A 19,608-nucleotide genomic window follows, 5' to 3' on the forward strand; every position below is an offset into this window, starting at 1 on the left:
CATGCGCTTTGCCTATCTTGCTTTCTTCCATGATGACCGCGATGCAAATTTGGCCATCGCCGGCGAAGATGTTGACGCCGTGCGGCGTGTGATTGCTTCAACGCCGGGCCTTGCGTTTGCAAACATCTATCTACCCGAAGTGGCGACGGACATGTTCAACAACGATGGTCCACCGCCGGTCTTTGGCTTCCAGCTCTATTTCGACGAACTGGCGGACATGGAGGCGGCGCTGGCGCCGTCCGGCCATCTGCAGGCGCTTGCCGCACCTGGTATGCTGTCGAGCATCGCCGCTTCGAGGCCGACGCAACAGGCAATGTGCGTGCGTCCGTTTCCCGTCGACGACGCTGGCGTCAAGACGTCCGGGCTCCCCTGCAGCTATCTTGTCCATTATCCCGGGCCGGCCGAAGACATGAATGCCTGGCTCTACCACTATGTGACGCATCATCCGCAATTGATGCGGGGCTTCCCCCGCATTCGCCACATCGAGGTTTTGTCGCGACTGGATTGGTGCGGTTCGCTGCCATGGCCGCGGATCGACCATATGCAGCGCAATCGCGTCATGTTCGACAGTCCCGCGGCATTGACGCACGCGCTGCAATCGCCGGCGCGGCTGGAGATGCGCGCCGACTACAAGACCTTCCCGCCGTTTTCAGGCGGCAGCCGGCATTTCCCGATGTCGACGGAAGCCGTGCATCCTTTGGCGCGGGCCACATAGCGCACACAGGTTTGCCGACGCCGAAAATTTCTGGAGATTTCATGTACGACTTTCGCAAGAAATGTGTCTCTCTCGATCGCCTCATCGGTACCTTCTGTGCCATCCCGCACCCTGTGGCGGTCGAAGTGGCCGCCGCCAGCGGGGTAGATTTCCTGTGCATCGACTGGGAGCATTCGCAGATCGGCCGCGAACGGCTCGAGGATCTGATCCGCGCCGCCGATGTCCACAGGATTCCCGCGATGGTGCGCGTTCCCGGCCACACGCCGGAGTGGATGGCGGCCGCGCTCGACGCCGGCGCGTCGGGTGTCCTGGTACCCCGCGTCTCCACGGCCGAGCAAGCCCGCATGGCGGTCATGGCCTGCCGGTACCCGCCGGTCGGCACCCGCGGTGTCGGCCCGGGCCGCGCCGCCGGTTATGGCTACAGGATTCCGGACTACCTCAAATCGGCCAACGAGGTCCTGACGGTCGCCATCCAGGTCGAGACGGCCGAGGGCCTCGCCAACATCGACGACATCGTCCAGGTCGACGGCGTCGACGTGATCTTCATCGGTCCCGGCGACCTGTCGGTTTCGATCGACGCCATGGGGCCGGCCGGCCAGGAAAAGCTCAATGCAGCGATTATGAGGATCGCGGCCGCGGCGGGCACGGCCCGCAAGGCCGTCGGCATCTTTCGCCCTTCGGCGGATGATGTCGGCAAATGGTCGCGGCACGGCATCAGCTTCTACGTGCTGGCCAGCGACACGATGTTTCTCGGCGCCGGCCTTGCCGCCGGCGTCGCCTCGGCGCGCAGCGCCTCATAGCAAGAGTTTGCCATGAAGATCATCAAGACCGACGGTGTGCTGTCAGTCGAGGAGGAGCAGCTGCGCTACCTCGACGGCTTGAACGCCGAGTTTGTCGAGAAGACGCTGCTCACGGAAGATGCCCTGATCGAACACTGCCGCGACGCCGCCGCATTGATGGTATTGCGAGAGCCGATCACGGCTCGCGTTTTGGCGGAACTGAAGGGGCTCAAGGTCATCGGACGGTTCGGCGTAGGGCTCGATTCGATCGACGTCGAGGCCGCCAGCCGTGCCGGTGTTCAGGTAACCTACGTGCCGGACGCCAATCTGGTTGAAGTCAGCACCCACGCCATGGCCCTGATCCTGGCCTTGACGCGCAGGCTGAAGCAGTTCGACAGCGCGGTGCGCGCCGGCCGCTGGGCTGCAATGACCGACGGCGCCGGCATCACACGGCCCGACAGGCAGATCCTCGGCCTGATCGGCTTCGGCCAGATCGGGCGGCTGACTGCCGAGCGGGCGCGGGTCTTCGGCTACCACATCATCGCCTACGATCCGCATATGCCGGCCGAGCGCATCGCGGCCGGTGATGCCGAACCGGTCGGCTTCGACGAGCTGCTGGCCAGGGCCGACATCGTCTCGCTGCACGTTCCAGCGACACCGGAGACCAGAAACATCATGTCGGCGCAAGCCCTGTCGCGGATGAAGGAAGGGGCGATACTCATCAACGTGGCCCGCGGCGGCCTGGTCGACGAGGTCGCATTGGCGGATGCGATCCGGCGCGGCCATCTGGCAGGCGCCGGCATCGACACGTTCGAGCGGGAGCCGCCTTCGCCCGACAATCCGCTGCTGGCGCTGGACACCGTCCTGGTCAGTCCACACGCGGCGCACTACTCGACCCAGTCTTACGCAGAGGTTCGCAACAAGGTGTTTGCCGATGTCGCATCAGTCCTGCGCGGCGGCAAGCCTGTATATCCGGTCAACCGGATATGACCAATTCCCGATGTCGGCACCACCTCTATCCGCCTGCTCCGCGGAACCCAAGTCCTGCAAGTCGGGGTTCGCAGGGCGATAAGGGGCAGCGCAACCTGTCGCGATTTATCCGGTTTGCCACATTTTGTTCTTGCTTTGTGCCGGCAGCTATGCTACTAATTTGCGTATGGTGAAGATTCACCGAGGACCCGCCGCAAGGCGGTTTTTTGTCTTTAGGTTTCAGCGTCATCTGTCGAGGCTCTGCTCGGCTTGTCGCGACGCTCGACGATGTAGATGTGATCGGCGACCAGCACCACGTCGCCATGCTGGTTGATCACCTCGCAGCGCTCGACGACCCGGCCTGAATCGGGTCGCTTCGGGTCGTCTTCCCTAGCCGAGATGGTGGTGCGGGTCCTGATCGTATCGCCGATGAACACCGGCTTGATGAAGCGCAGCCGGTCGTAGCCATAGGAGAAGGCAACCGGGTTGACGACGCTGGCCGTCAGCCCGACGCCGACCGAAAACACCAGCGTGCCGTGGGCGATGCGCTGCCCGAACGGCGTCGTCTTCATGAACTCGGCGTCCATGTGGTGGGGAAAGAAATCACCGGTATGGCCGGCATGGACGACGAAGTCGGTCTCGGTGATGGTGCGCCCGCTGGTCATGCGCGACGAGCCGATCCGGTAGTCCTCGAAATAGACTGTCTGCTCCATGTCAGGGCCTCGCCGCTATCGGTGTTGCCGGCGCCGCGCTCGATCGGTAGGCGGCTTCGACCAGCGCCATGGTGTTCCAGCCGTCCTCGACGGAACTGACAAGCTCGGCGTCCTCGCCCGACGCGTAGCGCTGGACATTGGCCATGCGGCCGGCAAAGGCGTCCGGAAACCATGCGCCGACGAGTGGAACCGCAATCCAGTCCGTGCCGCCTTTGGGGTAGATTTCGAGAATGTCCGGCTCGCCGCGCGGATAGTCGAGGTTGACGCCCAGTTTGAGGTAAGCGGCGCCTTCGGTGCCGCAGATGCGGAATTCGCAGGCCTGGTGTTTTCGACCGAATTTGTGATCGTGGTTGATCGACAGTGCACAGCGCACCGTGTCGCCATAGTCGAGGATCGCGCTGGTGCGCGTTTGCGCAACCTTGTGGCCGGGATGGCCGAGTGTCTTGGCGTGAACCCCCTTGGGGTCGCCGAGCAATTGCCGGATCAGGTCGAGATAATGGATCGAATGCATGGCGATCTCGACGCGCGGCGCCCGCAACAGGAATTCCCAGAGCTGCCAGGGTGTCGCCAGCGCAAGCCATGCGTCGAAATCGACCACTTCGCCCAGCCAGCCCTTGGCGATCGCATCCCTGAGCGCCAGCATCATCGGCGCGAAGCGCAGCTGGAAATTCACCGCCGCTTTCAGATCTTTGGCGCGGCAGATTTCGAGGATCTCGGTCGCCTCGGTGAGATTGCTGCCCATCGGCTTCTGGATCAGCGCCACCGCACCATCGGGCAACGCCCTGAGCACGCCGGCATGATGAGCCGGCGGCGTCGCCAGATCGAAGACGGCGTCCTTGATTGACGCAGCTTCCTCGACCGACCGGTAAGCGGTGACACCCCATCTCTGCGCCAGTTTTTCCGCCTTGGCCAGGTCGGGGTCGAACAGCCCGGCAACCGGGAAGCCGGCTTTCCCATAGGCCGGGAAATGCGCATCACCGACGATCGAGCCGGCGCCGAAAATCACGATCGGCCGGGGTTTTGACGGCAGTGCCCAGGCCTGGGAAAGCGAGGCAGGATCGAAAATGTCATCAGTCATAATGGAAGACTTCGTCCATCGACGCCCACCACTCGCCCTCCTTGCGGGTCGGCAGCGGCTCCTGGCACGGCATGCAGAGCGCCCACCATTCCTGCGTCGTGGGATCGGCGGCCATCTTCGCCATGTCGGCGGCATAGTCGGTGCCGTGGTACTCGAAGGTGCTGAACAAAAGGTGCTCCGGCTCCCTCAGATAAATCGAATAATTCTTGATGTTGCAGGCGGAAATCATCTTGAGGACGTCCGGCCACACGGCAGCGTGAAGCCGCACATACTCGGCGACTTTCTCCGGCTTGAGGCCGAGCACCATTCCCATTCGCTGCATGTCCGCCTCCTACTTCACTATCGCCATGGTGAATTCCGCGATGCTCTTCGCCTTGATCGCATCCCAGTCCCAGTCGATGCCGATGCCGGGCTCGTCCGGCGCCAATGCGTGCCCGTCCTCGATACGCAATTTCTTGCCGGTCAGCTCGTCGAGCTGGGGAATATACTCGACATATCTGCCGTTCTGAACGGCGCATGTCAGGCTAACATGCAGTTCCATCAGGAAATGCGGGCAGACCGGTATGTCGAACGCCTCGGCTGCATGCGCCACCTTCAGCCACGGCGTGATGCCGCCGATGCGGCCGACATCGACCTGCACGATCGAGCACGCGCCCTTCTGCATATATTCGCGGAAATGCCGGATCGAGTAGAGCGACTCGCCGACGGCGATCGGCGTCGACGTCGCATTCGACAGGCGGATATGGCCGTCTATGTCGTCGGCCGGCAACGGTTCCTCGATCCAGGCGAGATCGAGTTCACGCAAGCGCTCGGCCCGGCGGATCGCCTCGTCGACCGAAAAGCCCTGGTTGCAGTCGGTCATGATCTCGTAGGAGTCTCCAACCGCCCGGCGCACCGCCGTCAGCCGGGCAAGATCCTCGGAGCCGTGCGGCTTGCCGATCTTGACCTTCGAGCCGCGAAACCCCTTGGCCTTGGCGGCCAGCGCATCCGCGACCAGCGCCTCGGTTTCGATATGCAGCCAACCGCCTTCGGTCGTGTAGAGCGGGCAGCGGTCCTTGGCGCCGCCGGCCAGCTGCCACAGCGGCAGCCTCTGTTTCCTGGCCCGCAGGTCCCAAAGCGCAGTGTCGATGGCCGCCAGCGCGATTGCCGTGATCGCGCCGATCGTCGTGGCATGGGTGGCGAACTCCAGCTCGTGCCAGATCGCCTCGATCATGTCGGCGTCGCGGCCGATCAGCCGCGGCGCAAGGTGGTCGGCCAGCAGCCGCATCACCGAGGAGCCGCCCGTGCCGATCGTATAGCTGTAGCCGGTGCCGACCGCGCCGTCGGCGTCGGTGATGGTGACGATCGGTGTTTCCTGGCTGACAAAACTCTGGATGGCATCGGTGCGCTTGACCTTCGGCACCAGGTCGACCATCCGCAGTTCGATTTTCTCGATCTTTGCCATGGTTTTAACCTCGCAATGTCTTGCCCGTTTCAGCAGAAAACAGATGGGCCTGCGACAGGTCCAGGCTCATCTTGACCCGGTCGCCGGCTTTCAGCGGCTTTAGGTTGAGCATCCGCGATACCCAGTCGCTGCCGTTGAATTCGGCGAACACCAGCGTCTCGTTGCCGAGCGGCTCGGTGACGGTCACCGGTAGTTCCAGCTGGTGGACGTCGACATCTTCGCCGGAGCTGATGCCATGCCCGGTCGGATAGATGTCGTCGGGCCTGAGGCCGAACACGACCTTGTCGCCGGCCTCGATATTGGCCTTGAACTGGCTGGGCAAAGGCAGCCTCTCGCCGCTGGCGAACAGCAGCTGTCCGTCGTCGACAACCGCCTCATGCAGATTCATCGGCGGCGAGCCGATGAAGCCCGCGACGAAGCGTGTCTGCGGCCGGCGGAAGACCTCGTCGGGTGTGCCGACCTGCTCGATGAAACCGTCACGCATGATGACGATACGGTCCGCCAATGTCATCGCTTCGACCTGGTCATGGGTGACGTAGATCACTGTCGACTTGACCTTGGCATGCAGCTTCTTGATCTCGGTGCGCATCTGCGTCCGAAGCTTGGCGTCGAGATTGGAAAGCGGCTCGTCGAACAGGAAGACGTCGGGATCGCGCACGATGGCGCGGCCCATCGCGACGCGCTGGCGCTGTCCGCCCGACAGCTGCGACGGCCGGCGGTCGAGCAATTGGTCGAGGCCGAGAATGCCGGACGCTTCGGCGACGCGACGGTCCATTTCTTCTTTCGCGGCGCCGGCTATCTTGAGCGAGAAGCCGAGGTTTTCGCGCACGGTCATATGCGGGTAGAGCGCGTAGGACTGGAACACCATCGAGATGTTGCGCGAGCGCGGCGGCAGATCGTTGACCATGCGGCCGCCGATCTCGATGATCCCGTCGCTGATCGCCTCGAGGCCGGCGATCATGCGCAGGGTTGTCGACTTGCCGCAGCCGGACGGCCCGACCAGCGCGATGAATTCGCGGTCGGCGACCTCGAGATCGATGCCGTGCACCACCGCCACCGGGCCGTAGCTTTTGGTGAGGTTCTTGAGCGATACGGTTGCCATGTCAGCCTTTCACCGCGCCGGAAGTGAGGCCGCCGACGAGATGTTTCTGGACGATGAAGGTAAGCGTGAGCGCCGGTATGACCATGACCACGGCGAGCGCGCACATGCCGCGCCAGTCGATGGTGAATTCGGCCGTATAGTCGAGCAGGCCGACCGGCAGGGTCTTGGAATTGATCGAGCGCGTCAGCTGCGAGGCGAGCGCGAACTCGTTCCAGGAGGTGAGGAAGGCAAAGATGCCGGCCGAGGCGATGCCGGGCCCGGCCAACGGAAACTCGACCTGCCAGAAGGCCTGCCAGCGCGTGCAGCCGTCGATCTGCGCGGCTTCGGCGAGGTCTTTCGGCACCTGGCGGAAAAAGCCGTCGATCAGCCAGACGGTGAACGGCACGTTGAGCGCGACATAGACCAGGATCAGCCCGAAATGCGTGTCGATGATGCCGAGCCGCGCAAAGACGAAGAACAGCGGCAGCGACAGCGCGATGCCGGGCACCGTGCGCGTCAGCATCAGGCCGAGGAACATCGCCGACTTGGCGCGAAAGCGGTAGCGCGCAAAGGCGTAGCCGCCGGCCATGCCGATGACGATGGCGATCACCGTCGAGGTCACCGAGATGATCAGCGAATTGCGGAAGTAGTCGAGCACCGGAATGCCGCCCTGGCCGACGCCGCTGAACATGGCGATGTAGGCGTCGAGCGAGAGTTGCTGCGGGATCCACACCGGCGGCTTGGCCATGATTTCGACGGTCGGCCGCAGCGACGACAGCACGATCCAGATGCCGGGCAGGCAGATGACCAGCATGGCCAGGAACAGTCCGATGCCGTGAACGATGCCGAGCGCTTTGTTGCCGACGCGATGCAGGCTGTTCTGGTCCATCCTCACCACTCCGCCGCGATCTGCGTGCGCGCCGCGGCGAGCTTGCGGTAGAAATAGACGGTGAACAGGATCGACAGCAGGATCGAGAAATAGGCCATGGCATTGGCCAGGCCCATCCTGGCGTCGCCATAGGCGGTGCGGGCGACCAGTGTCCAGACCAGTTCAGTGCGGCCGGCGGGGCCGCCGTCGGTCATGATCTTGACGATGTCGTAGGCGCGCGCCACGTCGAGTGAGCGGATGGTCATGGCAATGAAAGCAAACGGCATGATGAACGGCCAGGTGACATAGCGGAATGTCTGCCACGGCGTGCAGCCGTCGACGCGGGCCGCCTCGACCGGTTCGCGCGGCATCGCCAGCAGCCCGGCCAGGATCAGGATCGCGAACACCGAGGTCGACGACCAGATCTCGGCGATCAGGATGGCGATGAAGGCGAGATTGCCGTCGATCAGCCACGGGATGGCGCGATCTGTCAGGCCGAGCCCCTGCAGGGCGTTGTTCACCAGGCCGATATTGTCGTTGAACATGAATTTGAACTGGAAGCCGACGAGGATCGGCGAAAACATCATCGGAAACATCATGATGGTGCGCAGGATCCGCTGGCCGCGCGACGCTTTCTCCACCAGCAGCGCCAGCCCGAGCCCGATCAGCATTTCCAGGTTGAGCGCCACCGTCAGCAGCACCACGGTGCGGGCAAAGGCGACCCAGAAAGCGCGGCTGGTCAGGATGGCGACGTAGTTGCGCGCGCCGATGAAGACCCAGAACGTCTCCGGCCTGGTCAGCCGGAACGGCGTGAAGCTGGAATAGAGCGAAAGCAGCAGCGGCACCACCACCACCGCCGCCAGAACGATCACCGCCGGCAGCAGGAGCAGCAATGGCGGCGAAGGTCTCCAGCCTTTCATGGCGATCCGGTTCTGGTTGGTGCCCGGACACCGAAGGCCGCCATCGGCGCGCCGGGATCAAGACAAAGCGTGTTGCGCATGGGTCGTAAAAAGTTCGGGGGGCGCCGCTCTTCGATGAGCGCGGCGCCCCCTTGGGAGAATGGTCAAAGCTTGCCGGCGTCCTCGAGGATTTGCGTGGCCTTGGCGGCAGCGTCGTCCAGCGCCTGCTTGGAGGTCTTGTCGCCAAGGATGGCGGCCTGCAATTCGGGATAGACGGCGTTGGAGATTTCGATCCATTCAGGTGTCTGCGGCACGGCAAAAGCGTGCTTTGCCTCTTCCTGGAAAGCCGCCAGCACTTCCTTCTTGTAAGGATCGCTGGCCGCCTGCTGGATGTCCCAGTCCCACACCGCCGTGCGGGTCGGCAGTGGGCCGCTTGCCGCCTCGAGCTTCTGGCTGTCCTCATTGGTCAGGAACCAGACCAGCGACGCCGCGGCTTCCTTGCTGGCGCAGTTTTCGGTGACCGAAAATCCGTGGTGCCCCGACCAGCCGGTGCGAATGCCGGCCGATCCCTTCGGCGCCACCTTCACGCCGACATTGCCGGCGACCTTCGACGACTTCGGATCGTTGAAGAAGCCTGCCCAGCCCGGCCAGTCGAGGTTGATGGCGACGGTGCCCGAGGCAAAGCCCTGGCCGAGATCGTCCCACAGATAGTTGGTGGTGCCGGCCGGCACCGCCTTAGCCTTGTAGAGATTGACGAACCAGTCGAGCGCGTGCACGCCGGCTTCCGAGTTGAAGGCCGGCTTGCCGTCCTTGTCGAGGTATTCGCCGCCGTCGGCGATGAGCATCTCGTAAAAGCGGCCGTTGATCGCCTCTTCCTTGCCGGCGAACTGGGTGCCGTAGAAATCGGGCGGGCTGGCGAAGAATTCCGCCTGCTGGGCGACCTCGTCCCAGGTGTCGGGCGGTGTCAGATCCTTGCCGTACTTGGCCTTGTAGGCGGCCTTCTTGGCTTCGTCCTGGTAGAGGCTCTTCTGGTAGTAGAGCGCCGAGACGTCGAACTGCGCGCGAGGCAGCATGACCAGCTTGCCCTCGAGCGTGGAGGCCTTGATCGTCGACGGCACGAAGGCGTCGATCTCCTCCTTCGGCAGCAGCTTGTTGAGATCGGTGTAGATATCAGGATATTGCGGCGCGAAGGACGAGTGGTTCGACCCGACGCACCAGTTGATGCTGCCGGAGGCGATGTCCGACTTGATCTCCTTGTCGAGCTCGAAGTGGTTTTTCTTCGAGATCACGTTGACCTTGGCGCCGGTCAGTTTTTCCCATTCGCCGATGCGCGCGTACAGCCCTTCATATTGCTGGCCGCCGATCAGCTTGGCGTCGATGGTGACGCCGTCGAATTTACCGGGCAGGTCGGCAGCAAGGGCAGCACTCGCACCAAGTGCGAGCAGCGTTACGCCGGCCGACAGGCCGCAAAACAGTTTCGTCATTGGTATCCTCCCAAGAGTCTGCGTCGATCGCGTAGTGAGGTCGATCGGCAGGTTCATTCATATACAAACAAAATATTTATAAGATCGTCAAGCCGAAAGTTCTTCCGGAAGCAACCGTTATGCGTATATGAAATATGAAATTCACTGGAGAAGCCCAATGGCAGAGGACGAGGAAGACGACCGCTATCGAGCCCCGGCGCTGGACAAGGGGCTCGACATTCTCGAGCTGCTGGCCGGCGTCGACGGCGGCCTGACGCAGGCGGAAATTGCCAAGAAGCTCGACCGCAGCCCGAACGAGTTCTACCGCATGCTGGACCGGCTGGTGCGGCGCGGCTACGTCACGCGGCCGGATGGCGACCGTTATTCGCTGACACTCAAGCTGTTTGGCCTCGCGCAGCTGCACGCGCCGGTGCGCCGGCTGGTTTCCTATGCGACGCCGCTGATGCGCGAACTGGCCGAAACCACACAGCAGGCAAATCAGTTGGTTGTCTTCGACCGCGGTTCCGCGGTGGTGATCGCACAGCAGGAGGCGCCTGATTACTGGGGCATCTCGATCCGCGTCGGCTCGCATATCAGCCTGTTCGACACCGGCTCCGGCCATGTGTTGCTGGCGTTCCGCCAGCCGGAAGAGCGGCAGATGATGATCTCAGAACATCTGCGCAGCACCGACAAGCCACCGCAATCGCCGGAGTTCTTTGCCCGCCTCGACCAGATCCGGGAACGCGGCTACGAGATGATGGCATCGATGCAGACCGCCGGTGTCTTCAACCTGTCGACACCGGTTCTTGGTTCGGACGGCAGGGCGATCGCCGCGCTGTCGATCCCCTACATAACCCTGGTCAACGCACCCAAGGCGCCCGACATTACGAGGACGATTGAGCTGCTGCTGGCAGCGACCGAAAAGCTGTCGCAACTGGCGGGATCGACCGTCAAGCAATCGCGATGAATTCTTATTTGAATGAAGAATTTCTCCGTGAGATGATCTCGAAGTCGCCAAGGAGGAGCGCGCCACCATGATCTTCGACACCCATCTGCACCTGATCGACCAGTCCGCGCTGCGCTATCCCTGGCTGGCCGGCGTGCCGGCGCTCAACCGCGATTTCTCCTACGTCGAATATGCAGTCCAGGCCCGCCGTGCCGGCATCGACGGCGCATTGCATATGGAGGTCGATGTCGATCCTGCCGACATCGAGGCTGAAACCAGCCGTGTCAAAGCGCTGTCGCGGGAAAAGGCCAGCTTGCTGCGGGGGGCAATTGCCTCCTGCCGTCCGGAAGAGCCCGGCTTTGCCGCCTATCTCGAGCGCCAGCGCGCCGATCCTTTCGTCAAGGGCTTTCGCCGCGTGCTGCACGTCATGCCGGACGAGCTTTCGGAGGGCGCGCTGTTTCGTGAAAACATCAAGCGGCTTGCCGGCAGCGGCCTGACCTTCGACCTTGTCGTTCTGCCGCACCAGATCCCCAAGGCGATTGCACTCACCGACCTCGCGCCGGACGTGCAGTTCGTGCTCGACCATTGCGGCGTGCCCGACATCAAGGGTGGTGCCGAGCACCCCTGGCGCGAGCACATGGCGGAGATCGCGCGACGTCCGAACGTCGTCGGCAAAATTTCCGGTGTGGTCGCCTATGCGGATGCCGGATCCTGGACTGTCGAAACGCTGCGTTCCTATGTCGAGCACACCATCGAATGCTTCGGCTGGGACCGCGTTGTGTGGGGCAGCGACTGGCCGGTCTGCACGCTTGGCGGCGGGCTTGCGACCTGGGTGGCGGCAACGCACGCGCTGCTCGCCGGTGCAAGCATCGATGAGCGGCAAAAGCTGCTCTCCGGCAACGCCAAGCGGCTGTGGAGCTTGTAGAGCATTTTGCAGCCAAGTGGGATCACTTGGCGTCGCGCATATGCGGCTAAAACGAATGCATATGCGGCTAAAACGAATAAGGTAGCCTCAGATCGTCGCCGACACGTGCCGCTCGCGACCGTAGAGCGAAACCAGGAGCACGATGACCAGGCCAAGTGCCGCCTGCACCGTCGAGGGCCGGAAGCCGAGGCCGATCAGCAGCGTGTTGATCTCCGTCAGCACCAGCACGCCGGCAATGGTGCCGAAATAGCTGCCGCGGCCGCCGACAAGGGCGGCGCCGCCGACCACCACTGCCGCGATCGTCTGGAACAGATAGGGCTGGCCGACATCGCCATAGGCAGAGCCGGTGAAGCCGAGCAGCAGCACGCCGGCCGCGGCGGCGAAGAAGGCGCTCGCGGCATAGGTCACGGTCCACATGCGGACCGGATCGATCAGCGCCAGCGGCGCAGCACCTGGATTGCTGCCTAGGGCGTAGAGACGGCGGCCGTATGGCGTGCGCGCCAGCACCAGCGCCACCAGCAAGGTCAACACCAGTACGCATGGCACCAGCCCCGGCACCGGCAGCGGTCCGACCGAACCGCCGATCGAAACGAAGGCGGAAACCGCGGCAGGCGCCGATCCGGATGGAAAGCCGCCGGTCCACAACAGGACGGCACCTTGCACGATCATGCCGATGCCGAGCGTGACGATCAGCGGGTGGATGTCGAGCCCGCGCGAGATCAGGCCGTTCAGCGCCCCGATCAGTATGGCGAGCGCGACGACGACTGCGCAGACAAGGGCAAAATTCCAGCCGACGCCGTAGAGCTGTGCGGCAACGACATTGGCAAAGCCGATGATGAAGGGGATCGACAGATCGATACCGCCCAGGATTACGACGAGGGTCTGGCCGATCGATGCCACCGCCAGCAGCGAGGCGATCACCAGCAGCGCCCGGACGGCGAACGGCTGGGAGTAGCCCGGGATGAGCAAGGTGCCAAGGAGATGCAAGGCGACAGCGACGGCAAAGGCACCGGCGACGCGGGCATTGGTGGACTGGAACCAGTTCCGGCTCATGCTTCTCAGCCTTTCCGTCCCGAGAGCCGCTCCTGCAGCGCCGTCATGATGACGGCCACAACCAGGATCGTGCCATAGGCGATCTGCAGCACATAGGTGGAGACGTTGAACGCGGTCAGCACGCTCTGCAGCAGGAAGATGTCGACAGCGCCGATGGCGGCGCCGGCGAGCCCGCCGCGCCCGCCGGCAAGGCTGACGCCGCCGAGCGCCACCGCGGCAATCGCGATCAGCGTGTAGGTCGGCCCGATATTAGGGTCGGCCGAACCGATCAGGGCGGTCAGCATGAGGCCGGCACAGGCGGCAAGTATGCCGGTCATGACATAGGCTATGAAACGTACTTTCGTCACCGGAATGCCGGCCGTGTAGGCGGCGCGGTCGTCGCTGCCCACCGCCATCAGCTGGTCGTAATAAGGCGTCTGTCGCACCAGCCACCAGAACCGCAAGATCAGCGCCAGCGGCAGTGCCGACCAGGGTCCGGCCATTGCCTTGAGCCAGCCCGGCGCCGGCCCGATCGGCGCCGGCAGGACGGTCAGCGTCATGCCGGTGAGGATCAGATAGGTGCCGAGCGTCGCAACGATCGGCTGGATGCGGACGATGGTCGCCAGAAAGCCGTTGGCAGCGCCGACGATCGCGCCGATCAGAAGCGCCGCCGGCACGATGACCAGCGGCGAAGATATGCCAAGCCTGAGGAACAGCACCTGGATCACCATCGCATTGACGAAGCCCATCAATGGCCCGACGGAAATGTCGATGCCGCCGCGCCCGGCGAGGATCACTGGAGCCGAGGCGAGCGCTGCGCCGATCAGCGGCGCGGCGAGCCCGATCAGCGCGCCCCAGGCGGCAGGATGGAAGCGCGCCGGATTGAGCAGCAGATTGACCGCGATCAGGATCACCAACAGCACTGCCGCAAAGCCGGCGCCGCGCCATCGCGCCGCCATGCGCCGCAACCCGCTCATGCCGCGCGCCCGAACATGGCGGCGATCACCGTATCGCTTTTCATCTCGTCTCCGGTGATTTCAGCCGCCACCTGCTGTTCGCGGAACACCAGCACGCGATGGCAAAGCAGGAGGATCTCCTCGATCTCGCTCGACAGGATGACCAGAGCCATGCCGTCCGCCGCCAGTCGACGAAACACATCGTAGAGGACATGGCGCGTCGCCACGTCGACACCGCGCGTCGGATCGTTGAGGAGCAGGATCGCCGGTTCCAGCGCCAATGCGCGGGCCAGCAGCACCTTCTGCTGATTGCCGCCGGAAAGCGTGGTGATCGGGGCGTCCGGCCGTGGCGCGATGATCGACAGTCTGTCCCGGTAGCGTTCATAGCGCTGCCGCCGCGCGGCGAAGCTGAGCAGGCCGAAACGCATATCGCGCGACAGCGTCGAGACGGCAAAATTGTCGAGCACCGATTGGGTCGGAAAAATGCCGGTGGTGCGCCGGTCGCGCGGCAAATAGGCGATGCCGCCGGCGACCGCCTTGCGGAAATTGGTGATCGCGCGCGCTCCGGTTGGCGCCTCGACGGTCACCTCGCCGCCGGCCGGGCGTTCCAGGCCGGCCAGCACTTTCAGGAACCGCTCCTGTCCGTGGCCGTCGAGGCCGGCAAGGCCGACGATCTCGCCAGGCGCGATGGTTTGCGTCATGGGGCTTGCCCCCGGCGCGATCACCAGGCCGCGCACCGAAAGGCTGGCGCGATCAGCCATGCGCCAGCTCCGCCGCCGTGCGTGGCGCCATCGCTCTGAGAAGTTCGGATGCGGAGGACGTGCCGCGTTCCTCAGTCGTCACCACGCTGCCGCCGCGCAGCACGGAAATCCGGTCCGAAAGCGACATCACCTCGTCCATGCGATGGGTGATGAACAGGATCAGGCAGCCTTCGGAGGCAAGCTTCCGCATCATGGCGAAGACCGCCTCGCGATCGGCAAAGTCGAGCGCCGCCGTAACCTCGTCAAGGATGAGAATGCGCGGGCTGCGCACCACGGCGCGGGCGAGCACTACCAATTGCTGAACCGCAAGCGGCAATTGCCCGGCCAACTGGTCGAGCGGGATCTCGGTCACCGCGAAGCGCTTCAGCACCGCTTGCGCGTGTTGCCGCCGCTCGGCACGCGGCACGGTGCGCGTCAGCAAGCCGTCGAGGCCGAGCAGGATGTTGTCCGTCACCGAACGGTCAGGCGCGATCAGCACTTCCTGGAACACGGTGGCGAACCCGGCGCCCTGGAACGCCGCCGGCGAGAGGCCGGTAAAGGGCGCTCCGTCGAGCAGGATCGCGCCGCTGTCCGGCTGGACGATCCCCGACAGCAGCTTGACCAGCGTGCTCTTGCCCGAACCATTCTCGCCCAGGATGGTGTGGATCGTGCCGGCGCGGAATGCGATTGAGGCATTGGCCAGCGCAATCGTTTCGCCGTAGCGTTTCGAGATGGCCTGGACTTCCAGCATGAGCAATCCTGATGGAGAAAGCCGGCACCGCCCGTGCGGAGCCGGCCTTCGTATCCTACTTGGCGCAGGCGTCCGGCACCTTCGAATAATCCCAGCCCTTGGTGGGTGCCGGATTGGCGAAGTAGGCATCGAGCCATTCCTCCGGCATCGGATCCTTCGGCGGGACCGGGAAGATCGAGACGGCGTCCGGCGTCATGCAGTCCTTGTACCAGGCGCCGAGGTCGGCATTGTGCACCGGCGGAATCGGGATCAGCAGCGTGTTGAGCTTCGCCTTCTGTCCGTCGAGCATGCGCACGCCGACACGAAACAGCGTCTCGGCCGTCCAGTGCGGCAGAACCGCATGGCCTTCGAAGCGGTATTTGTCGGGATTGGCCTTCCAGTAGCCGAGCGCATCGCCGGTGATCGAGCCGGTGATCAGCGGGGCAGGGCGGCCGGCCTCGGCAAAGGCCTCGGCGACGACGCGGCTTTCGCTGCCCGTCGTCCACACCGTATCGATCGGCGCCGGATTGGTGGCGATCGCCTGCAGCACCGCCGTCTTGGTGACGTTGGCCGTCCAGTTACCGTTGACGCTGCGCGAGACCTTGAGCTTTGAATTTTCGGCCAGCGCCTTGTCGGCGCCCTGGCGCTCCTGCACGACGATCGGGTGACCGGCAATGCCTTCGACCAGAAGCACGCTGCCGCCGTCCGGCATTGCTTTGCCGATCGCGGTCATCATGTCGTAGCCCCAGCGCGCATAGTTGGAATCGACATTGATCGCATTCGGGCTGGTCACCGACCCAGCTGCCGTGATGAAGGGGATGCCGGCTTTGGCTGCGGCATCGATGGCATCGTCCAGCGCCGTCGCCGAGCCGGGGATCGAGGTGATGATCGAGCATTTCTTGTCGATGAAGGCGCGGATCTGGTTGATCTGCTGACTGGCGTCGTTGTTGGAATCCGACACCTCGAAGCTCGCCACGGTGCCGTCGGCGATCAGGCCGTCGACCAGCCGCTTCAACTCCTTGGTCACGGTGACGCGCCACGGATTGCCCTGGTAGGACTCGGAGTGGCACCATTTCCACGGCTTTGACGGCGGCGTGAAATTATCCCAGGCCGACGGCAGCACCTTTTGCGGCGCGCCGTCATATTGTGCCTTCAGTTCGGTCGGCAATCCAGCAATCACGCCCGAAACGTCTTGAGCGCAGGCTATGGTCGTGACCGATGCAAGTGCGGTTGCGGCCATAAGGCCGCGGATCAGGCTGTTCATGTTCTCCTCCGTTCGGTTGTTTCAGGCTCCTCCGCCGGCAACGCCGGACACCTGCGTCGAAAGGCTCTCCCGAAACAGGCGATTGAGATCGGCAACGACGCGAGCGGCATTCTGCCTTTCGCTCAGGCCGAGATTGATGCGATCGGACGCCGCCTGCTGGAACGCCATGTAGCCGTCGTGCCGCGGCCTCACCCAGGCACCTTCGAGCGTAGTCCGCGTGTCCTTGTAGAAATTGCCGGCGGCGGCGTTGACGGCGGCATCCGCCCAGGCTGCCGCATGGCCGGGCTGGCCGCCGGCCGAGGCGTAAGGGCCGCGCTGCACGTCACCGCTGGCGATCCAGTAGGCGAAGTCGATTGCTTCCTGTCCGGCCTTCGAGAAGGCCGACACGGCGATGCCGGTCCCGCCGAGCGCCGAGCCTTTGGGGCCGGCATTGCCAGCGGCCGGGATATCCGCGAAAGCCAGGCGGTTGGGTCGAAACCCGGCGATGGCATAGGAGACATAGCCATAGATCAGCGGCGCGCAGGCGATCCGCGAGCCGGATCCGGCCATTTGCTCCAGAACCGCGATCGGATCCATGCCAAGACAGGCCGGGTCGACGAGGGCTGCGATCTCGCGCATCATCTCGAAGACCTGCTTGCCCGCTGCCGGATCCACGTGGTCGCCAGGGCCTTCACCGGCGGGCCGGCCGAGATTGCAGGCAAGCGTGTAGAACACCATCAGCGAATGCGGCGGCCTCAGCGGCAACAGCACGTGGCCTTGCCGGGCCAGATCGAGGGCATCGGCCCAGCTCGCCGGCGCAGCCGAAAGCATGTCGGGCCGCCATGCCTGCACCTGGCTGGCCGCGTCGATCGGAAACGCCCACTGCCGGCCTTGCCAGTTGTAGCTCGGAAAGGACGGGCCGACACTGCTCACCGCAAGTGCTGCACGTTCGGCTTGCCGGCCGGCGACATCGAGCGGCGCCAGGCAATTCTCGGCGGTGATCTGGCCGACATGCGGATGGTCGACGACGATCAGGTCGTAGGCACGGGCCAGTTCCTCGACCGGGAAGGATTCAAAATCCTGCAGCGAGCGCTTGTCCCATTCAACGGCGATGCCAGTTTGTTGCTTCCACAGTCTCGAACAGGCGACCATCGGGTCATAGCCGCGCGGATGGCTCCAGGTCATGCCTTTGAGCGTGACGTCGCTCACAGCCCGAACTCCGCGCGGATTTTTGCGCTGTGCTCGCCGATGCGTGGCGCGGCCCGCTCGACCTTCGCGCGGATGCCGTCTACCCTGAGCGGCGAGCGCGTGGTGAGGATCGAAACGTCATCCTCGCGCGTCACCGTCTGCAGCATGTCGAGGACCTGAAAGCCTTCGCTGGCCATCATTTCCGGCCAGGTCAAAACCTTGGCGCACCAGATGTCGGCAGGCTCGAGAATGGCAAGCCATTCGTCGACCGTCTTCGTTGCGATCTTTTGCGCGATGATCGCCTTGATCTCGTCGCGGGCGGTGAACCAGGTCGACGGCTGGTCGCGATAGGGCGCAAGCTCCTCGAGCCCGAGGAGATCGGCGAGTTTCGAGATCGGCGTCATGGCGATCGCCAGATAGCCGTCCTTGGCCGGATAGACGCCGTAGGGCGCCGAGAGATAGGCGTGCGCGCTGCGGAAGCTCGACCGCCGCGGCAGCCGGCGCCCGTCATTGAGGTGCGTGGTCAGCACCTCGAACTGGAAGTCGACCAGCGCTTCGAGCAGGCTGGTCTCGACATGGCTGCCCTTGCCGGTCACGCCGCGCCGCACCAGTGCGGCGAGGATGCCTTGCGCGGCGGCGGAACCTGCCAGCATGTCGGCGATCGCCAGGCCGAAGGGCACCGGCCCCTGGTCCTCGTCGCCGTTCAGCCACATCACGCCGGAGCGCGCCTGCGCCAGCAGATCCTGCCCCGGCCGCTTGACCCACGGGCCTTCCTCGCCATAGCCACTGATCGAGGCATAGACCAGGCGCGGATTGATCTTGCGCACCGCCTCGTAATCGAAGCCCAGGCGTTCGATGACGCCGGGCCTGAAATTCTGGATCAGCACGTCGGCCTTGGCCAGCAGGCCGCGCAGCGCCGCAAGGTCGGCCTCGTCCTTCAAGTCGATGGCAAGGCTTTCCTTGGCGCGGTTGATCGCATGGAAAATGGTGGAATCGCCGCCGATCTCGGTGTCGCTGAGATAGAGCCGGCGCGACAGGTCGCCGCCGTCCGGCCGTTCGATCTTGATGACGCGAGCGCCGAGGTCGAGCAGCCGCAGCGAGCAGTAAGGCCCGGACAAGAACTGGCTCATATCGACAACGATGAGCCCGGTCAGCGGCAGTTCGGCAATGGCAGCCATTGCCTATTTCTCCGTCTTGCCGGCGAAATCGGCCGGATTGCGGTACTTCACCGTCTGCAGGTGCTCGCAATAAAGCACGAGCTCGCCTTCACCCTTGAAGACTTCATAGCTGGCGCGGATCAGCCCCATTTCCTTGTATTTTGGCTTCTTGTCGAGGTTGGAGCGGATCGAATAGATCGTGTCGCCTATGAACACCGGCTTGATAAAGCGCAATTTGTCGTAGCCATACGAAAAGGCGTTGATGCAATTGGTGGCGACGAGACCGAGCCCGGCCGAGAACACGAAGGCCCCTGCCACCAGCCGCTTGCCGAAAATGCCTTGCGTCTCGGCGAACATCTGGTCCTGCACGTATGGATGGATGTCGAGCACCAGCGTGTTGAAGAGATGGCTGTCGCCCTCGGCAATGGTCCGGCGCAGCGAGCGGATCTTCTGGCCGACCGGCCAGTCTTCATAGAACCAGTTCTCTGCGTTCCAGACGGGAAGGTCGGCGTGATCCCTAGGCATGTTGGCGGGGTGTGTCGATCCCACGCCCACGGTTGGCGCGAAACCGCTCATGACGACTTCCTCTGGGAGCGGGAATCGTCCATCAGGGCGCGCCGCAGACCAGCGAAATGCATGATCGATCCTCCCGTCAATCTTCTTTTGTGAATAGTATTTTCAC

At 63.9% G+C, this 19,608-nt stretch carries 21 protein-coding genes; 5 read left to right on the top strand and 16 right to left on the bottom strand.

What is annotated here, in order from left to right; translation table 11 throughout:
* The first annotated feature begins 1 nt into the window (after window position 1).
* From NKH67_RS08370 to NKH67_RS08380, 3 genes are read left to right on the top strand one after another with little or no spacing between them, the layout of a single operon-like run.
* Window positions 2-715, top strand: coding sequence for a hypothetical protein (locus NKH67_RS08370; protein WP_353030534.1), 714 nt, complete (start codon window positions 2-4; stop codon window positions 713-715).
* A gap of 41 nt (window positions 716-756) precedes the next feature.
* A complete protein-coding gene (locus tag NKH67_RS08375) occupies window positions 757-1,515 on the top strand; it encodes an HpcH/HpaI aldolase family protein (RefSeq protein ID WP_353030536.1) in 759 nt (252 codons plus the stop codon).
* A 12-nt stretch (window positions 1,516-1,527) separates the two neighbouring features.
* Complete coding sequence (locus NKH67_RS08380; RefSeq protein ID WP_353030538.1) at window positions 1,528-2,484, top strand: C-terminal binding protein; 957 nt, start codon at window positions 1,528-1,530, stop codon at window positions 2,482-2,484.
* Window positions 2,485-2,696: 212 nt separating this feature from the next.
* Here NKH67_RS08380 and NKH67_RS08385 read toward each other — a convergent pair whose 3' ends face one another.
* From NKH67_RS08385 to NKH67_RS08420, 8 genes are all read right to left on the bottom strand, one after another.
* Window positions 2,697-3,176, bottom strand: a complete 480-nt coding sequence (locus NKH67_RS08385; protein ID WP_352502203.1) for a MaoC/PaaZ C-terminal domain-containing protein — start codon at window positions 3,174-3,176, stop codon at window positions 2,697-2,699.
* Between the two features lies 1 nt (window position 3,177).
* Entirely contained in the window at window positions 3,178-4,254 is a 1,077-nt protein-coding gene (locus NKH67_RS08390; protein ID WP_353030540.1) for a Gfo/Idh/MocA family protein, read from the bottom strand.
* Window positions 4,247-4,576 (bottom strand): L-rhamnose mutarotase, encoded by a 330-nt coding sequence (locus NKH67_RS08395; protein ID WP_023676093.1) that lies wholly within the window; start codon window positions 4,574-4,576, stop codon window positions 4,247-4,249. Before NKH67_RS08395 ends, NKH67_RS08390 begins: the two co-directional genes overlap by 8 nt.
* Window positions 4,577-4,585: 9 nt before the next feature.
* Window positions 4,586-5,698 (bottom strand): mandelate racemase/muconate lactonizing enzyme family protein, encoded by a 1,113-nt coding sequence (locus tag NKH67_RS08400; protein ID WP_353030542.1) that lies wholly within the window; start codon window positions 5,696-5,698, stop codon window positions 4,586-4,588.
* Between the two features lie 4 nt (window positions 5,699-5,702).
* Window positions 5,703-6,800 carry an ABC transporter ATP-binding protein gene (locus NKH67_RS08405; protein ID WP_353030544.1) on the bottom strand — a complete coding sequence of 366 codons (1,098 nt, stop codon included), beginning with the start codon at window positions 6,798-6,800 and terminating at the stop codon, window positions 5,703-5,705.
* Window position 6,801: 1 nt separating this feature from the next.
* A complete protein-coding gene (locus NKH67_RS08410; protein ID WP_352451567.1) occupies window positions 6,802-7,668 on the bottom strand; it encodes a carbohydrate ABC transporter permease in 867 nt (288 codons plus the stop codon).
* A gap of 2 nt (window positions 7,669-7,670) precedes the next feature.
* The gene (locus tag NKH67_RS08415) at window positions 7,671-8,567 is read right to left on the bottom strand and encodes a carbohydrate ABC transporter permease (RefSeq protein WP_352612160.1); all 897 of its coding nucleotides are present in this window, start codon (window positions 8,565-8,567) and stop codon (window positions 7,671-7,673) included.
* A 143-nt stretch (window positions 8,568-8,710) separates the two neighbouring features.
* Window positions 8,711-10,030: an ABC transporter substrate-binding protein gene (locus NKH67_RS08420; RefSeq protein WP_352768372.1), complete on the bottom strand. Its 1,320-nt coding sequence runs from the start codon at window positions 10,028-10,030 to the stop codon at window positions 8,711-8,713.
* 157 nt (window positions 10,031-10,187) lie between these two features.
* Here NKH67_RS08420 and NKH67_RS08425 point away from each other — a divergent pair, with 157 nt between their 5' ends.
* Both NKH67_RS08425 and NKH67_RS08430 read left to right on the top strand, forming a co-directional pair.
* The gene (locus NKH67_RS08425) at window positions 10,188-10,976 is read left to right on the top strand and encodes an IclR family transcriptional regulator (protein WP_352971062.1); all 789 of its coding nucleotides are present in this window, start codon (window positions 10,188-10,190) and stop codon (window positions 10,974-10,976) included.
* Window positions 10,977-11,043: 67 nt separating this feature from the next.
* The gene (locus NKH67_RS08430; RefSeq protein ID WP_352978670.1) at window positions 11,044-11,880 is read left to right on the top strand and encodes an amidohydrolase family protein; all 837 of its coding nucleotides are present in this window, start codon (window positions 11,044-11,046) and stop codon (window positions 11,878-11,880) included.
* A gap of 87 nt (window positions 11,881-11,967) precedes the next feature.
* Here the strand turns inward: NKH67_RS08430 and NKH67_RS08435 are convergent, their stop codons facing one another.
* From NKH67_RS08435 to NKH67_RS08470, 8 genes are read right to left on the bottom strand one after another with little or no spacing between them, the layout of a single operon-like run.
* Window positions 11,968-12,933 carry an ABC transporter permease gene (locus tag NKH67_RS08435; protein WP_352612168.1) on the bottom strand — a complete coding sequence of 322 codons (966 nt, stop codon included), beginning with the start codon at window positions 12,931-12,933 and terminating at the stop codon, window positions 11,968-11,970.
* Between the two features lie 5 nt (window positions 12,934-12,938).
* A complete protein-coding gene (locus tag NKH67_RS08440; RefSeq protein ID WP_353030546.1) occupies window positions 12,939-13,889 on the bottom strand; it encodes an ABC transporter permease in 951 nt (316 codons plus the stop codon).
* Entirely contained in the window at window positions 13,886-14,629 is a 744-nt protein-coding gene (locus tag NKH67_RS08445) for an ATP-binding cassette domain-containing protein (RefSeq protein WP_352796163.1), read from the bottom strand. Before NKH67_RS08445 ends, NKH67_RS08440 begins: the two co-directional genes overlap by 4 nt.
* A complete protein-coding gene (locus tag NKH67_RS08450) occupies window positions 14,622-15,359 on the bottom strand; it encodes an ATP-binding cassette domain-containing protein (RefSeq protein WP_353030548.1) in 738 nt (245 codons plus the stop codon). Before NKH67_RS08450 ends, NKH67_RS08445 begins: the two co-directional genes overlap by 8 nt.
* A 55-nt stretch (window positions 15,360-15,414) precedes the next feature.
* On the bottom strand, window positions 15,415-16,602 hold the full coding sequence (locus tag NKH67_RS08455; RefSeq protein ID WP_353030550.1) for an ABC transporter substrate-binding protein: 1,188 nt from the start codon (window positions 16,600-16,602) through the stop codon (window positions 15,415-15,417).
* A 21-nt stretch (window positions 16,603-16,623) separates the two neighbouring features.
* A complete protein-coding gene (locus tag NKH67_RS08460) occupies window positions 16,624-17,766 on the bottom strand; it encodes an extracellular solute-binding protein (RefSeq protein ID WP_353030715.1) in 1,143 nt (380 codons plus the stop codon).
* Between the two features lie 20 nt (window positions 17,767-17,786).
* A complete protein-coding gene (locus NKH67_RS08465; protein WP_352472920.1) occupies window positions 17,787-18,947 on the bottom strand; it encodes a CaiB/BaiF CoA transferase family protein in 1,161 nt (386 codons plus the stop codon).
* Window positions 18,948-18,950: 3 nt separating this feature from the next.
* Window positions 18,951-19,502, bottom strand: a complete 552-nt coding sequence (locus NKH67_RS08470) for a MaoC family dehydratase (RefSeq protein ID WP_353030552.1) — start codon at window positions 19,500-19,502, stop codon at window positions 18,951-18,953.
* Between the last annotated feature and the right edge of the window lie 106 nt (window positions 19,503-19,608).

It is taken from the genome of Mesorhizobium sp. M0968 (assembly GCF_040319065.1).
GTDB lineage: Bacteria > Pseudomonadota > Alphaproteobacteria > Rhizobiales > Rhizobiaceae > Mesorhizobium.

Bases quoted from the DNA above. Each gene is read 5' to 3' on its own strand.
- NKH67_RS08370 (WP_353030534.1), top strand. From the start codon at position 2: ATGCGCTTTGCCTATCTTGCTTTCTTCCATGATGACCGCGATGCAAAT.
- NKH67_RS08375 (WP_353030536.1), top strand. From the start codon at position 757: ATGTACGACTTTCGCAAGAAATGTGTCTCTCTCGATCGCCTCATCGGT.
- NKH67_RS08380 (WP_353030538.1), top strand. From the start codon at position 1,528: ATGAAGATCATCAAGACCGACGGTGTGCTGTCAGTCGAGGAGGAGCAG.
- NKH67_RS08385 (WP_352502203.1), bottom strand. From the start codon at position 3,176: ATGGAGCAGACAGTCTATTTCGAGGACTACCGGATCGGCTCGTCGCGC.
- NKH67_RS08390 (WP_353030540.1), bottom strand. From the start codon at position 4,254: ATGACTGATGACATTTTCGATCCTGCCTCGCTTTCCCAGGCCTGGGCA.
- NKH67_RS08395 (WP_023676093.1), bottom strand. From the start codon at position 4,576: ATGCAGCGAATGGGAATGGTGCTCGGCCTCAAGCCGGAGAAAGTCGCC.
- NKH67_RS08400 (WP_353030542.1), bottom strand. From the start codon at position 5,698: ATGGCAAAGATCGAGAAAATCGAACTGCGGATGGTCGACCTGGTGCCG.
- NKH67_RS08405 (WP_353030544.1), bottom strand. From the start codon at position 6,800: ATGGCAACCGTATCGCTCAAGAACCTCACCAAAAGCTACGGCCCGGTG.
- NKH67_RS08410 (WP_352451567.1), bottom strand. From the start codon at position 7,668: ATGGACCAGAACAGCCTGCATCGCGTCGGCAACAAAGCGCTCGGCATC.
- NKH67_RS08415 (WP_352612160.1), bottom strand. From the start codon at position 8,567: ATGAAAGGCTGGAGACCTTCGCCGCCATTGCTGCTCCTGCTGCCGGCG.
- NKH67_RS08420 (WP_352768372.1), bottom strand. From the start codon at position 10,030: ATGACGAAACTGTTTTGCGGCCTGTCGGCCGGCGTAACGCTGCTCGCA.
- NKH67_RS08425 (WP_352971062.1), top strand. From the start codon at position 10,188: ATGGCAGAGGACGAGGAAGACGACCGCTATCGAGCCCCGGCGCTGGAC.
- NKH67_RS08430 (WP_352978670.1), top strand. From the start codon at position 11,044: ATGATCTTCGACACCCATCTGCACCTGATCGACCAGTCCGCGCTGCGC.
- NKH67_RS08435 (WP_352612168.1), bottom strand. From the start codon at position 12,933: ATGAGCCGGAACTGGTTCCAGTCCACCAATGCCCGCGTCGCCGGTGCC.
- NKH67_RS08440 (WP_353030546.1), bottom strand. From the start codon at position 13,889: ATGAGCGGGTTGCGGCGCATGGCGGCGCGATGGCGCGGCGCCGGCTTT.
- NKH67_RS08445 (WP_352796163.1), bottom strand. From the start codon at position 14,629: ATGGCTGATCGCGCCAGCCTTTCGGTGCGCGGCCTGGTGATCGCGCCG.
- NKH67_RS08450 (WP_353030548.1), bottom strand. From the start codon at position 15,359: ATGCTGGAAGTCCAGGCCATCTCGAAACGCTACGGCGAAACGATTGCG.
- NKH67_RS08455 (WP_353030550.1), bottom strand. From the start codon at position 16,602: ATGAACAGCCTGATCCGCGGCCTTATGGCCGCAACCGCACTTGCATCG.
- NKH67_RS08460 (WP_353030715.1), bottom strand. From the start codon at position 17,766: ATGACCTGGAGCCATCCGCGCGGCTATGACCCGATGGTCGCCTGTTCG.
- NKH67_RS08465 (WP_352472920.1), bottom strand. From the start codon at position 18,947: ATGGCTGCCATTGCCGAACTGCCGCTGACCGGGCTCATCGTTGTCGAT.
- NKH67_RS08470 (WP_353030552.1), bottom strand. From the start codon at position 19,502: ATGAGCGGTTTCGCGCCAACCGTGGGCGTGGGATCGACACACCCCGCC.